16 protein-coding genes and 1 tRNA gene are annotated in these 14926 nt (G+C 56.7%); 3 read left to right on the forward strand and 14 right to left on the reverse strand.

Annotated features, from left to right (window positions below; all coding sequences use genetic code 11):
- Positions 1-9 precede the first annotated feature (9 nt).
- Genes mobB through DIT72_RS07525 form a run of 6 tightly spaced genes read right to left on the reverse strand, consistent with a single transcriptional unit; the run spans position 10 to position 4234 of the window.
- Positions 10-519, reverse strand: coding sequence for a molybdopterin-guanine dinucleotide biosynthesis protein B (mobB, locus tag DIT72_RS07500; RefSeq protein ID WP_135954532.1), 510 nt, complete (start codon positions 517-519; stop codon positions 10-12).
- Positions 516-1103, reverse strand: a complete 588-nt coding sequence (mobA, locus tag DIT72_RS07505; protein ID WP_135954533.1) for a molybdenum cofactor guanylyltransferase MobA — start codon at positions 1101-1103, stop codon at positions 516-518. Before mobA ends, mobB begins: the two co-directional genes overlap by 4 nt.
- A 32-nt stretch (positions 1104-1135) precedes the next feature.
- On the reverse strand, positions 1136-2005 hold the full coding sequence (locus DIT72_RS07510) for a formate dehydrogenase accessory sulfurtransferase FdhD (protein ID WP_135954534.1): 870 nt from the start codon (positions 2003-2005) through the stop codon (positions 1136-1138).
- Positions 2002-2826, reverse strand: a complete 825-nt coding sequence (locus DIT72_RS07515; RefSeq protein ID WP_135954535.1) for a substrate-binding domain-containing protein — start codon at positions 2824-2826, stop codon at positions 2002-2004. Before DIT72_RS07515 ends, DIT72_RS07510 begins: the two co-directional genes overlap by 4 nt.
- Before the next feature lie 9 nt (positions 2827-2835).
- Complete coding sequence (locus DIT72_RS07520) at positions 2836-3546, reverse strand: ATP-binding cassette domain-containing protein (protein ID WP_135954536.1); 711 nt, start codon at positions 3544-3546, stop codon at positions 2836-2838.
- Positions 3539-4234 carry an ABC transporter permease gene (locus DIT72_RS07525; RefSeq protein ID WP_135954537.1) on the reverse strand — a complete coding sequence of 232 codons (696 nt, stop codon included), beginning with the start codon at positions 4232-4234 and terminating at the stop codon, positions 3539-3541. Before DIT72_RS07525 ends, DIT72_RS07520 begins: the two co-directional genes overlap by 8 nt.
- A 323-nt stretch (positions 4235-4557) precedes the next feature.
- Between DIT72_RS07525 and DIT72_RS07530 the strand changes: the two genes are divergently transcribed.
- Positions 4558-5256 (forward strand): DUF2254 family protein, encoded by a 699-nt coding sequence (locus DIT72_RS07530; RefSeq protein ID WP_135954538.1) that lies wholly within the window; start codon positions 4558-4560, stop codon positions 5254-5256.
- Between the two features lie 225 nt (positions 5257-5481).
- Here the strand turns inward: DIT72_RS07530 and DIT72_RS07535 are convergent, their stop codons facing one another.
- From DIT72_RS07535 to DIT72_RS07545, 3 genes are all read right to left on the reverse strand, one after another.
- Entirely contained in the window at positions 5482-6198 is a 717-nt protein-coding gene (locus tag DIT72_RS07535) for a YrhK family protein (RefSeq protein WP_135954539.1), read from the reverse strand.
- 2 nt (positions 6199-6200) lie between these two features.
- On the reverse strand, positions 6201-6359 hold the full coding sequence (locus DIT72_RS07540; protein ID WP_135954540.1) for a DUF4396 domain-containing protein: 159 nt from the start codon (positions 6357-6359) through the stop codon (positions 6201-6203).
- A gap of 218 nt (positions 6360-6577) precedes the next feature.
- Positions 6578-7678 (reverse strand): endonuclease/exonuclease/phosphatase family protein, encoded by a 1101-nt coding sequence (locus tag DIT72_RS07545; protein ID WP_135954541.1) that lies wholly within the window; start codon positions 7676-7678, stop codon positions 6578-6580.
- Positions 7679-7809: 131 nt separating this feature from the next.
- Here DIT72_RS07545 and DIT72_RS07550 point away from each other — a divergent pair, with 131 nt between their 5' ends.
- Positions 7810-8142 (forward strand): PRC-barrel domain-containing protein, encoded by a 333-nt coding sequence (locus tag DIT72_RS07550; protein WP_135954542.1) that lies wholly within the window; start codon positions 7810-7812, stop codon positions 8140-8142.
- A 295-nt stretch (positions 8143-8437) separates the two neighbouring features.
- On the opposite strand, the gene DIT72_RS07555 is transcribed toward DIT72_RS07550, so the two are convergent.
- Entirely contained in the window at positions 8438-9148 is a 711-nt protein-coding gene (locus DIT72_RS07555; protein WP_135954543.1) for an ion channel, read from the reverse strand.
- Positions 9149-9466: 318 nt separating this feature from the next.
- On the opposite strand from DIT72_RS07555, the gene DIT72_RS07560 reads away from it, so the two are divergent.
- Complete coding sequence (locus tag DIT72_RS07560) at positions 9467-10117, forward strand: class I SAM-dependent methyltransferase (RefSeq protein ID WP_135954544.1); 651 nt, start codon at positions 9467-9469, stop codon at positions 10115-10117.
- A gap of 166 nt (positions 10118-10283) precedes the next feature.
- Here the strand turns inward: DIT72_RS07560 and DIT72_RS07565 are convergent.
- The 4 genes from DIT72_RS07565 to DIT72_RS07580 all read right to left on the reverse strand — a co-directional run bounded on the left by DIT72_RS07565 (position 10284) and on the right by DIT72_RS07580 (position 14926).
- Positions 10284-10360, reverse strand: a tRNA-Arg gene (locus DIT72_RS07565).
- 94 nt (positions 10361-10454) lie between these two features.
- Positions 10455-12308, reverse strand: a complete 1854-nt coding sequence (locus DIT72_RS07570) for a protein kinase domain-containing protein (protein ID WP_135954545.1) — start codon at positions 12306-12308, stop codon at positions 10455-10457.
- Between the two features lie 9 nt (positions 12309-12317).
- Positions 12318-13922, reverse strand: a complete 1605-nt coding sequence (locus tag DIT72_RS07575) for a dihydrolipoyllysine-residue acetyltransferase (RefSeq protein ID WP_135954546.1) — start codon at positions 13920-13922, stop codon at positions 12318-12320.
- 26 nt (positions 13923-13948) lie between these two features.
- Positions 13949-14926 (reverse strand): alpha-ketoacid dehydrogenase subunit beta, encoded by a 978-nt coding sequence (locus tag DIT72_RS07580; protein WP_135954547.1) that lies wholly within the window; start codon positions 14924-14926, stop codon positions 13949-13951.

Genomic DNA, 14926 nt, shown 5'->3' on the forward strand with positions numbered 1-14926 from the left:
AATCTCCCGTTAATGGTTCTCTTGGGCCAATGACTTTTTTGGCCCGAGAATAAAGTCCGCTATCCCGGGGACATCGTTCAAATCAAAGCCAGGACCCGCAAAATCCGCCGCGTAGTCCGCCGCCACCGCAATGATACTGGCGTCGTTCGGGTACAGGGGCGCCTTCGCGCACTCCCGCCTATGCACTTCAATCTTGGGGTGTGAATGGGTTTTAAACCCCTCGACCACAACCCAGTCGCATGGGCCCAGGCGGGCCAGCAATTCATCGAGTGTCGGCTCCTCGGCGCCACGTAGTTCGTGCATGATGGCGAATCGCTGTCCCCCCGCCAGAATGACCTCCCGGGCGCCGGACTCACGATGATGGTAGCTATCGGTACCCGGCTGGTCCACATCCACCTTGTGGTGGGCATGTTTGATGGAGTTGACTGTAAAACCCCTGCCGGATAACTCGCGAATCAGAGCGCTGGCCAGGGTGGTCTTTCCGCAGTTTTTCCACCCCACGATGCCAATGACATTCACTTCAGATGATCCTTGGCCCAGGCCAGATCTTCCGGCGTATTAATATTGAAAAAGTCGTCCGGGCCAAACAGCACCAGCGACTCGCCCTGGGCCTGGGTCCATTGGCGGATCTTGCGGACACCTTCATTCAGGGCAGCTCGCAAATCATGCCGCAACGCAACCTGCCAGCGGCCAAAGGTTGGCTGGGGCAGTCGGCCGCGCTCGGGGTCCGGCGTGGCCGCCAACACCACCGGCGTGTCATGCTCGGCCAGTCGCTCCGCCAGATCCAGAGGGAACGACGGAGTATCCGCAGCAACGCTGATCAGCCACTCATGTCCCTGCTCGGCGGCCCAGTCCATGCCCGCGAGCACACCGGCCAGCGGGCCCGGGAAACCACCGATAGAGTCGGAGACCACGGGCAAACCCAGATCATCAAAACGACCCGGATCCCCGTTGGCGTTCAACACCACCGCGTCGACCTGCGGGGTGATCCGATCGATGACACGCTGGATCAATGACTGGTCGCCCAGCATCAACCGTCCTTTGTCACCACCGCCCATCCGGTTTGCCTGGCCGCCGGCCAGAATGACTGCACACTCAGTCATGCTCCGTCTCCTCCAATAATGCTGAAGCTCCGTCAATCATGCTGAGCGCCTTTTCGCCGCATTTTTTTCTCATCATCCGGAACCTGCGACAGGTCCTGGTCGAACACCAGCCGGTGCTGGCCACTGAGGCAGGTGAATTTCTTGCCCCGCATCCGTCCGATCAGCGTCAATCCGACCTGCCGGGCAATATCGACGCCCCAGGCCGTAAAGCCTGACCGGCTGATCAGGGTGGGGATGCCCATGAGTGCGGTCTTGATAACCATTTCGGAGGTCAGCCGGCCAGTGGTGTAGAGGACTTTATCCGCCGCCGAAATGTCATTCAAGTGCATCCAGCCTGCAATCTTGTCGACCGCGTTATGACGCCCGACATCCTCCATGTAGGCCAGGACCTGAAGTCCCTGACACAGAGCGGTGCCATGAATGGCACCGGTTTCCATATACAGGCTGGGGGTGTGGTTAATCTGGTACGAGAGGTCGTAAAAAGTACTGGTGTGCACGGGTGTATCCGGCAATGAAAGCCCGTCAAGCCCGGCCATCATGTCACCAAACACAGTTCCCACTGCGCAGCCGGAGGTGCGGGTTTTCTTTTCCAGCTTGTCCTCTACATCCGTAACCCCTGCGGTACGGACCACAGCGACTTCCAGTTCTTCGTCAAAATCAATCTTTGTTACCCGATCAGCCTTTTTCAGCATGCCCTGATTCAAGAGAAAACCGAGGGCCAGATACTCCGGGTGATCGCCGATGGTCATCGCCGTGACGATTTCCTGGCTGTTCAGATAGATGGTCAGGGGACGTTCTTCGATCACGCTGATCGACTTCAACTGGCCGCTTTCATCGATGCCCTCAACAGTGCGGGATAGCCGGGGATCGGTAGGATTCGGTAGAAGGGGTGCAATCATCATTTCAACTCAATTGTACTGTGTAGCCTGGCTGGCGTTCGGAAAAACAGCTGCTTACCTTCAACCTGATAGGCTGCAATGGCGGCTTGTCCGGTTTCGGACAATAGCCACTGTGTAAAGGTGTTCGCCGCCTCTCGATTCACGTTGGGGCACTTATCCGCATTGACCGGAATGATGCCGTACTGGTTAAACAGGGCGGGCTTCCCCTCGAATAAAATGGTGCTGTCCTGTTTGTTGGCAAATGAAATCCAGGTGGCTCTGTCGCTCAATACATAGGCGCCAAGGCTCACCCCGGTATTGAGGGTTGCGCCCATACCGCTACCGGTTTCAAGGTACCATTGCCCCGATCCGGCGTCAGGGTCGATTGCTGCCGCCTGCCACAATGAGCGCTCTTTTTTATGGGTTCCCGAATCATCACCGCGTGAGGCAAATCTGGCGCCGGCCTGCCGGATTCGCCGCAGGGCTTCAATGACGTCACCGGCTCCTGCGACATTTGCCGGATCTGCTTTGGGTCCGATGATGACAAAGTCGTTGTACATCAGGTCGCGGCGGTATTCTCCATAGCCGTCGGCGACGAACTTTTCTTCGTCCGATCTGGCGTGGACCAGGAGCACATCGCCATCACAGCGCATGGCATTTTTGATCGCCTGTCCCGTGCCCACAGCGACTATATTGACCTGAACACCAGTATCCTTTTTCAGCAGCGGTAGCAGGTAGTCATACAGGCCACTATTCTGGGTCGAGGTGGTGGACTGAACAATGATGGTGTCTGCCAGTGTGTGAGTGCTGAAAGCCAATGCAACGAAGATGACAAGGTGTTTCATAACCGTTCTCTAAAGCAGGATTTCACCGGCTAAATAAGCTTTAGCCACCGGGGTTCTGGGCGAGGCAAAAAACTGGTTCGCCGGACTCTGCTCGGCTACCTGCCCATCAGACATAAATACGACATCATCGGCCAGACGTCGAGCCTGACCTTGGTCGTGACTGACCAGAATGACCTTGGTTCCCTGGGCACTTTGGGCTTTGACCAGGGATTCAATCACCAGGACCGATGCGGGATCCAGACTAGCTGTCGCCTCATCCAATAGCAATAACGCAGGCTTACCCAACAGGGCCCGCGCCAGGGCCAGTCGCTGTTGTTCTCCGCCCGACAGCATCCGTGCCGGTTGGTGGGCGCGATCAGCCAGGTGGACGGATTCCAGCGCCTCAATTAATCGCTGCGGCCGGGATTTGGCAATCACGGGGGCGGCAAAGGCCAGATTCTGGAGAGCAGTCCGGCGTAGCAGTACCGGTTGCTGGAATACCATGGCCTGCTGATCGCGACTGTCAGCCACCCTCAGGTGGCCAAGTGTAATCTGCCCCTGGTCCGGTCTGATCAGTCCGTGCAAACAGCGAAGCAGTAAGGTCTTGCCCGCACCGTTCGGGCCCATAATCACCGTGATGCCGGATTTATCAATGGTCAGGTCCACACCCCCCAGCACGGCCCGCTCGCCTTTGGTCAGACGCAGATCGCAGATTCGTATAGGCATGATGGAACTAGGCATACTGGCGCTCCGCAGCGTATTCACGCACGCCTATCACCAGTGCATTGACCAGCAATGACAGCGTTAGCAACACGGTGCCCAATGCCAGGGCCAGTGTCAGGTTGCCCTTGGAAGTTTCCAGCGCGATGGCGGTGGTCATGACACGGGTCACGTGATCAATATTGCCGCCGACGATAATGACTGCGCCAACCTCGGCGATAGCCCGACCGAAGCCCGCCAGAATGCAGGTGGTCAGCGCATAGCGTGCATCCACCAGATAGGCCACCACAGCACGGCGCCCGGTGATGCCCATCGAGTAAAACGTATCGCTGTACTCCTGATGAAGATTCTCGATCACCTGATTCGACAGTGCCGCGATAATCGGGGTGATCAGCACCACTTGCGCGATGATCATGGCGGAGGGCGTGTACAACAGGCCCAGCCAACCGAGCGGGCCGGACCGTGACAGCAGCAGATACACTATCAGTCCCACGACCACCGGCGGCATCCCCATCAGGGCGTTCAGCAAAAGGATGCAGAATTTCCGGCCCGGAAATCTGGTGATCGCCAGCCAGGTTCCCAGAGGTAAACCGATTACAGCGGCAATGACCAGTGCGATCAGACTGACACGGATGGACAGCCACAGAATTTCGAATAAATCCGGGTCCAGCGTGATAATAAGTCGAAAGGCTTCAGCCAAAGCGTTCATTTTATTGTTAGGGTCCTGCAGTGGTGAGTTCGGGATTGAACGCTTTTTGCCCCAGATTCGCAAGGGTTTCGGAACGAGTCAACCCGAGCGGGAATCAAACTCGGGTGATTCGGTGAGCAGGTAGTGTTGCCACAACTTCAGGCTGATATTCCGTGGTTAAGCTTACATATTGGACCGCTGCTGGGCGCCGTCTACAGGAATGCAGGCTCCGGCACCTTTGCCCGGGCCATCGGCCAGTTTCATCAAGCCATCTTGGCGTCAGTTGATCAGTAGTGGCTATAGTTAAAGTCTCGGGCAAAAATTTCATTCAGGAATGACCCAATATGAATGAAGCGTATATCAAGAACATCCAGGAAAGCTTCTGGTTTCTTCCAGCCATCTATAACGCTGTTGCTCTCATGCTCGCTATTGCAGTCGTTCTCGTCGACTACCAGTTAACCCCTGAGACCTCGCTGCTCGGTATTGCTCCGCTCTCGTTGAGTCGCACCACTGAGATGCTGAACTCGCTGGCTGGTGGGATCCTCACCATGACAACGATAACATTCTCCGCCATCCTCATTGTGTTGACTACGTATTCGTCTCAGTTCTCACCCCGGGTGTTACAGGACTTTGTCTCCAGTCGGCCCACCCGGCATGTTCTGGCCCTTTTCAGCAGCGGTTTCACCTTCTGTGTTGCAGCGATGCTGATCATCAGTGAAGAAAAAGCTTACCAGCTGCTCGCGACACCCATCCTTGCGGTGCTTTGGGCGCTGGCAGGAATCGCTGCCTTTGTTTTCCTCCTGAATCACACCGCGAGCTGGCTGCGGGTCAACAACCTGATTGGCTATATTGCCGACGAGACAAGAAGGACCATTGATCATATGCTGAAGCGGGACGTCAATGGAATGCGCGATTGCGTGGATCAGGATGATCCCGCATGGAAAAAACACGGAGTCGTGATTACCTCACCCATTTCAGGTTATGTGGTTACACTTGCTCTCGATGGCCTGATTGCAACGGGTTCTTTGAACAGCAGGAGTTGAGGCGCTATGGGACTTCGGGGCCAATACCTATCGTCTTGCCATCACCTCCCTCGATTTACAGGAAGCTGAGTATTTGCGGCTCAGATCTCCCCTGGAACAATTGGCCAATGTCGCCGACAGGCATGCCGATTTCAGTGAACTGATGAGATCGCTTTAGCCAGTGGTTATCACGCTTGCGTATCTCACCTTTAAGCCGTTGGTCCGGCAGACGGTTCAAACGTGATCTCACCTGGCGTCATCCTCATTTTTACAGTTGCCTTTGGAGGCCCGGTGGTAATGCAATCGATAGGCGCGATAGAAGTTGGTCACTCCTCCTGCGAAGAACAGTATGCTGGCGAATATGAACTGACCGGCCAGGTAGGTAAACATTTTCTGCGGGAGATCGGGGCGGCTCGAGGGCCAGAGGTAGGGAATCGAGGGGATAAGAAACAAAATCGAGCCAATGACGAAACAGATGGCAACAGCGTTCAGGAGTTGCAGGCCAATCAGCGTGCCAGCCTCGGTAATCTGAGTCACGCTTATCGTTGCGCCGGCAGCGAACAGGGCGCTGCCGATGATGAAACACCAGGCCCCCCACGCTTCCTTGAGCACGCCGGGCAGGAAACAGACGCTGCCGAGCAGAAACAGCACACTGGCGATGACATAGCCTGTCAAGGTGAGGAACTCCAGAATCGCCTTGCGGCCGCGTTGCCTGTTATGCCGGTAGTAAATGAGCGTCTCGGCGAAATCATGCAGGGAAACCGCCAGATAGATCAGCGAGCCGGTCATGAATAGCCAGGCGGCGGCCGCGGAATAACCCTGGAACGCGGGCAGGAAAAAGACACTGCCCACGACGAAACAAAGTGCTCCGGCGATGTAGCTGGAGGCATTTAACCCCTCCCACAAGAAGCTCTTCGATTCTGACGTGTAGCTACGTCTTCGGTTCGTAATGTGATGGGCCATGACTACATTGCTTCTTTGGTGCCTCGCTTGATCAGCCACCAGTTAACAGGGTAGGACGTCAGGACGCCGAAAATCATGGCGATCTGCATCATGAACCAGAACTCCGCTGAAGAGACGGCCAGTTTATGGTTCAGCACGACAGCGAAGATAGAAGTGGGCAAAGGTCATGAAACATCTGGAACTCCTTTTCCTGTTTTGTGTTTGTGAACCACTTTTTGTTTGTGAACCGCTCTTAGACCTGGATTCGCCTCTGAGGGCGTTTTCCATAATTACCTGGCTGTAAGAGTAGCGTCGGTGCGCTGCCACACAGAGCGAAAGCGGAGCGTGCGGGAACAGAGATGTCCCGGCAGCGCCAGGCCCCTGTCATTCTGGCAGCAGCCTAGCCACTGTCCTTTGCTGCCTCAATTGCGCGCTCTGCCTCGTTGATGAGTTCTCTGTCAGTCTGGGGCGGGGCCAGTGCCTCATGTTCACTGATGCGGCAGAACCGCCCCACAAACGGGTAATGGTCGGACCCGAACGATCCGAGCCGCTCAAGGGAAAGCGTAGCGAACCCTGGCTCGTGGAAAATGTGGTCCAGTGGCCAGGACATCCACCAGGAAGTCGCATTGAACGTCGGCAGATAACCATAACCACGGCGCGGTTCCTGAAGATTGCCAATCTGGCGCATCCGTTTGACGGCATTTTCCCAGGGGGTCGCGTTGAAGTCACCCGCAACGATACCTGTCCTCTCGCTCTCACGCAGAAGTAAAGCTGCTTTATAAAGCACCGCGTCACGGCCTAAGGTTGTATTTGACTGCGACGGCACAGGTGGGCGCGGGTGAACCCCAAGAAAGTCCACCGTTTCTCCGCTGGCTAGCGTTACACCTGTGACAACCTGAGGGGTGCCCTGTCCCGCCAGGAATCTGATCTCCGGGGATTCAAGGGCTAACCGGGAAAACAGATGAATGCCGAAGGTCGAGTCCGAGATGTGGGACACTGTATGGGGCATAGTCTCGTCCAGCGGAGCCAGGGCCTCGTTCCACTTTTCATTCGTCTCCATAGCCAGGAACAGATCTGGCTGCATTTCACGGACCAGCTCAAGCAGGCGGCCGTCCGGGTCATTGCGCATCTTTACGTTTGCGATCATGACTGACATGGCGCTTCCGGGTCGGCATTCAGCTTCGGGAAAATCCTGTCCAGACTGAAAGTAAGGGAACAGGACAAGCCCATGGTAGCTTAGAGCACTGACAATAAGGATCATCCCCAGGCCTGCCATTTTCCGGAAGTACCGCACATAAAAAGCCACTGGCACTGCCAGGATCAGTAGCGCTATTCCTCCTTGCAGCCGGGGGAAATCCAGAAGCCGAACCCACCAGCGATTGGAGTCGAGCAGCGGAATGAAGGTCAGCGTCGCGAGTACCAGAACGATCAGAAAGACCAATCCGAAGCCGACCTTGTGTTTTGCCTTTCCTTGGTGGGCGTTTCCCGAGTCAGGCGTCACTGCATTTCTCCCTTGCTGGCGGCCCGTCAACCGATGCCTTCCGTTTGCTTACCGTAAGCAATCAGCACTGACTTGTGAATAGTCCGGGGGTGAGACGGTCCGATGAGTCGAGCGTCTACTAAGAGGGTAGCATGACAGCTGATAACTTGATGGACACGGAGGTTTTCGGCACGGATGATGAAGAAATTGGTAGCGTCGAGAACATACCTCTGAACGATAAGAACGAGATCGTTGCGGTTATCGCCCAGGTTGGTGGTTTATGGGATATTGGCGACACACACGCCCTGGTGCCTTGGGAAGAAGTCGAAGTTAACGAGAATGGCGTCTCGATTCCCGCCCATGAAGACAATGCCGATAACTATGGTCTGTTCGAGGGAGAGTCTGTGACGAAAGAGGATCTTTCTCACATCTCGCAAATAGACGATGACCCCTGCGCAGGGAAGCACGTACACGCTTCCCTATGATGAAGCTGATCTGGACGATGCCACAGCCTTTGACTACGACGAGTACGATAGTTTGTGGGATTAATATCGCCGGGCCTGAGTGCAGCAGGTAGCCAAATCCAACTCAACTGGTGTTCAGGTAAGGGGGGGGGGTACTATCTCCCCTTTTTGCTGCGGCAATACGGGCTAAAGCTTGCTTAATCTTGCCAGCCTGGCCGACATGTCCTCGTCGGTTATACCGGTAAGCAACGTATATCGGTCCAATACAGATAACAATTGGTTAAGCTCTTTTTTCGTCTGTTGACCGGCATCCTCGTTACGACTCTCCCTGGAAGGTTACGAGCCCTAGCCTCGCCAGTTGAACAGGAAGAGAAAATCTTTCGTCCCTGCTGACGAAATTGTCCAGAACGGGGTAAGCAAGACGCTGTTCGGTGCAGGAAACAAGCTCATTTTTGATCCCCGCTACCCAAGCTGCAAAATTCTCAATGTCAGGGAATTCGCTCAGAAATTCACCCTCGTTACCCCCATTCAGGTAAATTTTATAGGCCAAAACCCGTCGGGCGACCACAGCGCTAACCACAGAAACGGCGTAGGTTACTATCAGAGTCACGATCAGCAAACCGCTAAAGGACGACAGGACAGTCGCTATCTGTGCCCCTCGGGTGGTAGGGAAAAGATCGCCGGTACCCAGGGTGGAGAGGGTGAACCCAACGAAATAGATAACGTCATGGAGGTCCACCCCTGACATATCGCCGGAATGCGCAATCGCATCGGGAATTCCCATGAAAACCAGGACCCACCCTGCCCACAGCCCGGCCAGCCATACTAGGGCCAGAGTCGATATGGAGATTGAGCCAATAATTTCGGAGGGCCTGTGTCCCGCGCGTATGGATGAGCAAGCGACTTTTCGAAATGCCCCGGACACAAAAGCGGATATAAGGCCTTCGCCTCTGGTTGTGAGGGTCGTCCGGACAATATCGGTCATCAAAAGCAGGATGAGAATCACGCCAGAAATGATATATGCCATCGTGCTAGTTCCGATTTCCCCGGCGCCCGGATCACATCCGATGACGGGTTGCTTTGGTAATCCCCCTTCGGTGGTAGCGAGGAAAGAGATCCGTTGGACCAGATAGTTCAGAATTTCAACGAGGGCTGGTTCCAGGAATGGGAGGCAGCGCCTGAAGAGCAACGAGTAGGGTTCTGATCATCAGACACTCCTAACCTGTGATTAGAGTATAGGAGGAAGTGTCGTTAAGATACTCAAGAAATGCTATGCGAAAGACGGAATGGACCGGTAACAATTCGAATAAATCAAAAAACTTCAGGGCTGAAGGAGAAAACTGAGATGAAGGATGCACTCGATGCACAGCGGTCTCACTGGCAAAAAACGTTCATTCAAAAGCCGGAAATGTTTGGCAGTCAGCCAAGTCAGCCCGCCCGAGCGTCCGCGGAGCTGTTCGCAAGGGAAGGAGTAAACCGGATTCTTGAACTGGGCGGTGGGCAGGGGCGCGACACGCTGTATTTTGCTGGTGCCGGCTTTCGCATCCAGATGCTGGATTATTCGGATAGCGCAGTGGAGGCTGTGACGGAAAAAGCACGGCAACTGGATTTATCGGAGTCGGTTACTGCTCTGTGTCATGACATCAGAGCCCCGTTGCCCTTTGACGATGAGTCTTTCGATGCATGTTATTCGCATATGTTGTACTGCATGGCCCTGACCACGTCCGAGCTGGAATTCCTTTCCGCAGAAGTCAGACGAGTATTGCGCCCTCAGGGTCTTCATATTTATACCGTGCGGCACACCGGGGACCCGGACTACGGGACGGGAATTCACCGCGGTGAGGATATGTATGAAAATAATGGCTTCATCGTGCATTTTTTCAGTCCCGAGAAAGTCGGGCGTCTGGCGAAGGGCTACAAGATACTTGGCGTTGACGAATTGGAGGAGGGCAAACTGCCCCGGAAACTATTTGTTGTAACGCTGAGAAAAGAATAATGTTTAAACAGCTTCAGGTTCTGCTAGGAGCAATATCTGGCCCGGCCCGACTCAATGATCTTGCTCTGGTCCGGTAATGGCTCAAACCCTGGACACCTCCGCGGACACAATTTGGACACAGACAAATAAAAAAGGCCTGCGTTTCCACGCAAGCCTCTGAAAATAATGGCCCGCCCGTCAGGATTCGAACCTGAGACCTCTGCCTCCGGAGGGCAGCGCTCTATCCAGCTGAGCTACGGGCGGTTGTCGGAATCAACGCCTTGGCATCAATTTCGAGTGCGCAATCTTACGTGTGATGGGGTGTTCTGTCCAGTCCTCTTGGCGCTTGTCTGGCAAGTTACAGAGTCCGGGCGGAATCGGCTGCGGCTCTGGGGTTGCGGGGATAGTAGCGCTCGGGCAGGCGTTCGATGTGGGGGAAGAAGCGGGTGTCCTTGTAGGGCATTTTCATGAAGCCCGAAACACCCAGCCCGGTGATCTGGTCAACCGAGGACAGGATTTCGTCGAGCAGGCGGGAAAATTCGCCTTCCCGTTCAGGGTCCAGCAGCCGGTAGTGGCTATGGATCTTGAGATGGCGGGGCAGGGCCTCGAAGATGATCATGCCGGTGTGATGGATGTTGTTCAGGGATTCCAGTGCCGTGATGATGGTTTGGGGCAACAGCAGGAATTCCTCCGGATCGGGGCCGTCTTCGAAGTAGGAATGCACCCTTGATTCGTCTTCCACTTCCGGCGCCGCGCTGACCTCGTAGCGCAGTTGCATGCCGGGTTCGGTCACGAAGGGCTGGTCCGGTTCGTCGCGATCGATGTGCAGAGTGTTGCGGGCGTTGAACAGGCAGCTCTTGAAAATGCCCTGGCGGTAGATGGCCTGGGCGAGGTACACCATGTTATTGACGGCCCGGGTGAAGGCGGTCTTGAGACTGGGGTCGTGCAGGTTCAGCGAGGTATCGATGTAGACACCGTCGCTCTCCCAGCGCACGGCGAGGCCGCCTTCGACGGGGTATCGTCCGAGCCGGCTGACGGCGGCCAGGAACGCCTTTTCCGTTTCCCCCATGCCCTGCATGAAATTCTTGTAGTAGCGGTCCAGCTGAACATCGTTGACGTCGTTGAGGGTTTCCGGGGCGCCTTCCTGTCGCAGGAAGGATTTGCGCGAGCTGTACACCACGGTATCGATCTCGTGATCCGAGGCCCTTGCCCAGACCGGCACCAGAGGATTTACCGACGGTTCCGGCAGGTCGATCATCACTGTGCGCGCCATTCTGGGCATTTCATTCAGGTAGTAGTCACCGGCCTTTCGGCGTGTCTCCGGATCCGGGGCCAGCATGCCATCAAGCATGCGGGCAAATTCCATGGGTAGGCCCAGGGAATTTGCAGGAATGGCCTGATGCCCGAAGCGGCACGACTGGCCTGAAGCCAGCGCGTAGAGGGTTCCGGCCGCGCCCTGTTCGTCGAAGCGGGGGGATGAGAGGCCGCCGTTGAGCTGCTCCTCGCCAATGAAATAGACATCGCCCAGCCGTGCGTTGGTCTGCTGCAGGTTGTCGGACATCAGTTCCATGACATTGGTGGTGAGGAACTGCTGGTTGGCGTCGAGCTGTGCGAACACCGACGAGCCCCAGTCGATCAGGGCGATGTTCTCGGTGCTGGCGTCGAACACCAGGTTTGAAGGCTTGATATCGCCGTGGACGATAGGCCGGCCAGCGGGGCCGCTCTCACGTCGCAGATTGCGCAGGATGTCACCAAGCTGGTCGGCGATTCGCATTACCACCCGTGGTTTGAGGCGGCCCTCACGCAGGGACACTTCCTCCAGGTTAAGGCCGGCTGCCCGTTCCATCACCAGGATGGGCTGGTTGTGGGCCCGCTGATAGGCAATCAGCCGGGGCACCCTTGGGTGTCGGACCTGTTCGAGGATGTAGGCTTCGTCCTCCAGCCGGTCCTGCAGGTGCTGGGGCAGATTGATACGGGTGAACTTGAAGACGTGCTCGGGGCCGGTGCCGTCGCGGCTTGGCAGGCGGCCCGCGAACACAAAGCCATAGGCGCCCTTGCCGATCAGTTCGATGTCCAGGTAACCCAGCTGGCGGAGCTGGGCAGCGCAAAGCGCCACCCAGTCCTTGAGCTTCTTGGCATCGTCATGGCTGAGCAGGTAGATCGACTGCTCTTCAGGGATGTAGAACTGCTGAAGCTCTGTCTTCTGCGCCATGATGCCCCGTCAGCCCAGGTGCAGCAGCATTGATTGCGGCGATTCCAGGTAGCCCTTCCAGCGGTTGCAGAAACGCGCAATGGTGCCGCCATCAATGATGCGGTGGTCACCGGCCCAGCTTACGGTCATGATGGCCCGTTCCACCACCTGGCCGCTGGCGTCGAATCGCGGCAGTTTCTGGGTACGGCCCAGGGCCACAATCGCCACTTCCGGCGCGTTGATGATGGGCGACGCGTAGGTGCCGCCCAGTGCGCCGATGTTGGAGATGGTGATGGTGCCGCCTTTGAGATCTTCCTGGCTTACCCGGCCCGAACGGGCCGCCTCGGTGAGGCGCGCTACTTCATCGGCAATGCCCAGCAGGGTCAGGTTTTCAACGCCTTTGACGTTGGGGACCATCAGCCCCGCCTTGCCATCCACCGCCATGCCGATATTGCAGGCGGGCAGGTAGTGAATCTCCGTAACCTCGTCATTGACACGGCTGTTGAGTACCGGGAACTCCTGAACCGCCAGGGCTATGGCCTTCATAATGAAAGGCATCAGTGTCAGCCGTGAGCCTCTGGCTTCGGCTTCCGGTTTGAGTTGCTCGCGCAGCTTCAGCAGGTCAGTAACGTCGATGTCTTCACTGTAGATGAAATGCGGGATGGTCGTTGCCGATGTGACCATGCTACGGGCCATGGCCGCTTTCATGCCCCTGATCGGCTCGATCCGTACTTCCTGCTCGCTAGCCGGCGTTCTTCGATCGCGGCCTTTACTTGTTGGCTGCAATTCACTGCTACTTTCCTGACTTTGCGTGGGCTCGGCAGATTTATCGAGATGGGCGAGCACGTCTGCCTTCAGCACGCGGCCATCCTTGCCGGAACCGGCGATGTCCGCGAGGTTCAGGTTATGCTCCCGTACCAGGCGGCGCACAGCAGGGCTGGCGGGAATCCGCTGCCGCGCCCCTGTTGCAACCGGTTTTGTGGTGGCCGGGGAGGGTTCTGGTGCCGGCTTTGATGCGGCTTTTGCCTCGGCAGGCTCGTCACGGTCCCGGGGAATAAACGCAAACAGCGGTGAATGCACCCGCGCCATCTCCTGCTGCTTATGGTAAAGCTTGGTGACGCGGCCAGCCTTGGGCGCGGTGATCTCGACCATGGCCTTGTCGGTCATGACATCGACCACCGGCTGGTCTTCCTCGATCTCGTCACCTTCGGCGACACGCCATTCCACCACCTCACACTCAACGATGCCTTCGCCGATGTCCGGCAGGATAAAGTCCTCGGTTTCGTCGTCATTGGGTGTGGTGGTGCCAGAGGCTTCCTGCACAGGCTCTGCTTCGCTGGCGGTAACTCCGGCTTCTGTCGATGGAGTCGGAGGTGCTGTCTCCTGTTCACTGTCGCCACCCTCTTCCACCAGCTCGAACAGCGGAGCGTGGACCTTCGCGATGTCACCTTCCTTGTGATAGAGGCGGGTCACCCGGCCTTTATAGGGCGCCGGAATTTCCACCAGGGCCTTGTCGGTCATCACCTCGGCAACCGGCTGGTCCTCTTCGATGACATCCCCTTCACTGACCAGCCATTTGACCAGTTCGCACTCCACGATACCTTCGCCGATATCGGGCAGTATAAAATCACTCATGATTGCTCTCCTGTCCTGATATCAACCTAGAATTCCACGCTCGACCTGATGGCCTCATAGACCTTCAGGTGATTGGGCAGATGCTCTTTTTCCAGCACCAGCGGGAAGGGTGTATCCATCCCGGTCACCCGCGCGATGGGGGACTCGAGGTACAGGAAGCAACGCTCCTGTATCGTCGCTGCAATTTCACCGGCGAAACCGCCGGTCAGCGGGGCCTCGTGGGTAACCACCAGGCGCCCGGTCTTGAACACCGAGTTGGCCACGGTTTCCACATCCCACGGCAGGATGGTTCTCAGGTCGATGACTTCACAGGAAATGCCTTCTTTTTCCGCCATCTCGACGGCGTGTTCAATCACTTCCATTTGTGCACCCCAGCCCAGCACGGTCACATCAGTGCCTTCCTTGAGTACTTCCGCTTCTCCCAGGGGCAGGCGGTAGTCTTCATCCGGCACCTCGCCCACGGAGGCGCGATAGAGACGTTTGGGCTCGAAAAACAGGGTCGGGTTCTGGTCATGGATGGCGGCCAGCAGCAGGCCCTTGGCCTGGTGCGGGTTGCGCGGTACTACAACCTTGAGGCCCGGTGTGTGGGCGAAATAGGCCTCCGGCGACTGTGAGTGATAGAGCCCCCCGGCAATGCCGCCGCCGTAGGGTGCGCGAATGGTGAGTCCACCCACATTGAACAGGTTGCCCGAGCGATAGCGGAACTTGGCCGACTCGTTCACGATCTGGTCAAAGGCCGGGAAGATGTAATCGGCAAACTGTATCTCGGCGACCGGCACCGAACCCTGGGCGGCGAGGCCGTTGGCAAAGCCGATGATGCCTTGCTCCACCAGTGGCGTGTTGAAGCAGCGGTCCTTGCCGTATTTCTGTTGCAGGTTGCTGGTGGCGCGGAAAACGCCACCGAACACGCCCACGTCCTCACCGAAACACAGCACCCGCTCGTTGGCGGCCATGGCGGTATTGAGGGCATTGTTGATGGCCTGGAGCATATTCATCTGTGTCAT

Origin of the sequence: Marinobacter orientalis, from assembly GCF_004792665.1 — a bacterium.
In the GTDB taxonomy this organism is placed as follows: domain Bacteria; phylum Pseudomonadota; class Gammaproteobacteria; order Pseudomonadales; family Oleiphilaceae; genus Marinobacter; species Marinobacter orientalis.

Bases quoted from the DNA above. Each gene is read 5' to 3' on its own strand.
- mobA (WP_135954533.1), bottom strand. From the start codon at position 1,103: ATGACTGAGTGTGCAGTCATTCTGGCCGGCGGCCAGGCAAACCGGATG.
- DIT72_RS07510 (WP_135954534.1), bottom strand. From the start codon at position 2,005: ATGATGATTGCACCCCTTCTACCGAATCCTACCGATCCCCGGCTATCC.
- DIT72_RS07515 (WP_135954535.1), bottom strand. From the start codon at position 2,826: ATGAAACACCTTGTCATCTTCGTTGCATTGGCTTTCAGCACTCACACA.
- DIT72_RS07520 (WP_135954536.1), bottom strand. From the start codon at position 3,546: ATGCCTAGTTCCATCATGCCTATACGAATCTGCGATCTGCGTCTGACC.
- DIT72_RS07525 (WP_135954537.1), bottom strand. From the start codon at position 4,234: ATGAACGCTTTGGCTGAAGCCTTTCGACTTATTATCACGCTGGACCCG.
- DIT72_RS07530 (WP_135954538.1), top strand. From the start codon at position 4,558: ATGAATGAAGCGTATATCAAGAACATCCAGGAAAGCTTCTGGTTTCTT.
- DIT72_RS07535 (WP_135954539.1), bottom strand. From the start codon at position 6,198: ATGGCCCATCACATTACGAACCGAAGACGTAGCTACACGTCAGAATCG.
- DIT72_RS07550 (WP_135954542.1), top strand. From the start codon at position 7,810: ATGACAGCTGATAACTTGATGGACACGGAGGTTTTCGGCACGGATGAT.
- DIT72_RS07555 (WP_135954543.1), bottom strand. From the start codon at position 9,148: ATGGCATATATCATTTCTGGCGTGATTCTCATCCTGCTTTTGATGACC.
- DIT72_RS07560 (WP_135954544.1), top strand. From the start codon at position 9,467: ATGAAGGATGCACTCGATGCACAGCGGTCTCACTGGCAAAAAACGTTC.
- DIT72_RS07570 (WP_135954545.1), bottom strand. From the start codon at position 12,308: ATGGCGCAGAAGACAGAGCTTCAGCAGTTCTACATCCCTGAAGAGCAG.
- DIT72_RS07575 (WP_135954546.1), bottom strand. From the start codon at position 13,922: ATGAGTGATTTTATACTGCCCGATATCGGCGAAGGTATCGTGGAGTGC.
- DIT72_RS07580 (WP_135954547.1), bottom strand. From the start codon at position 14,926: ATGACACAGATGAATATGCTCCAGGCCATCAACAATGCCCTCAATACC.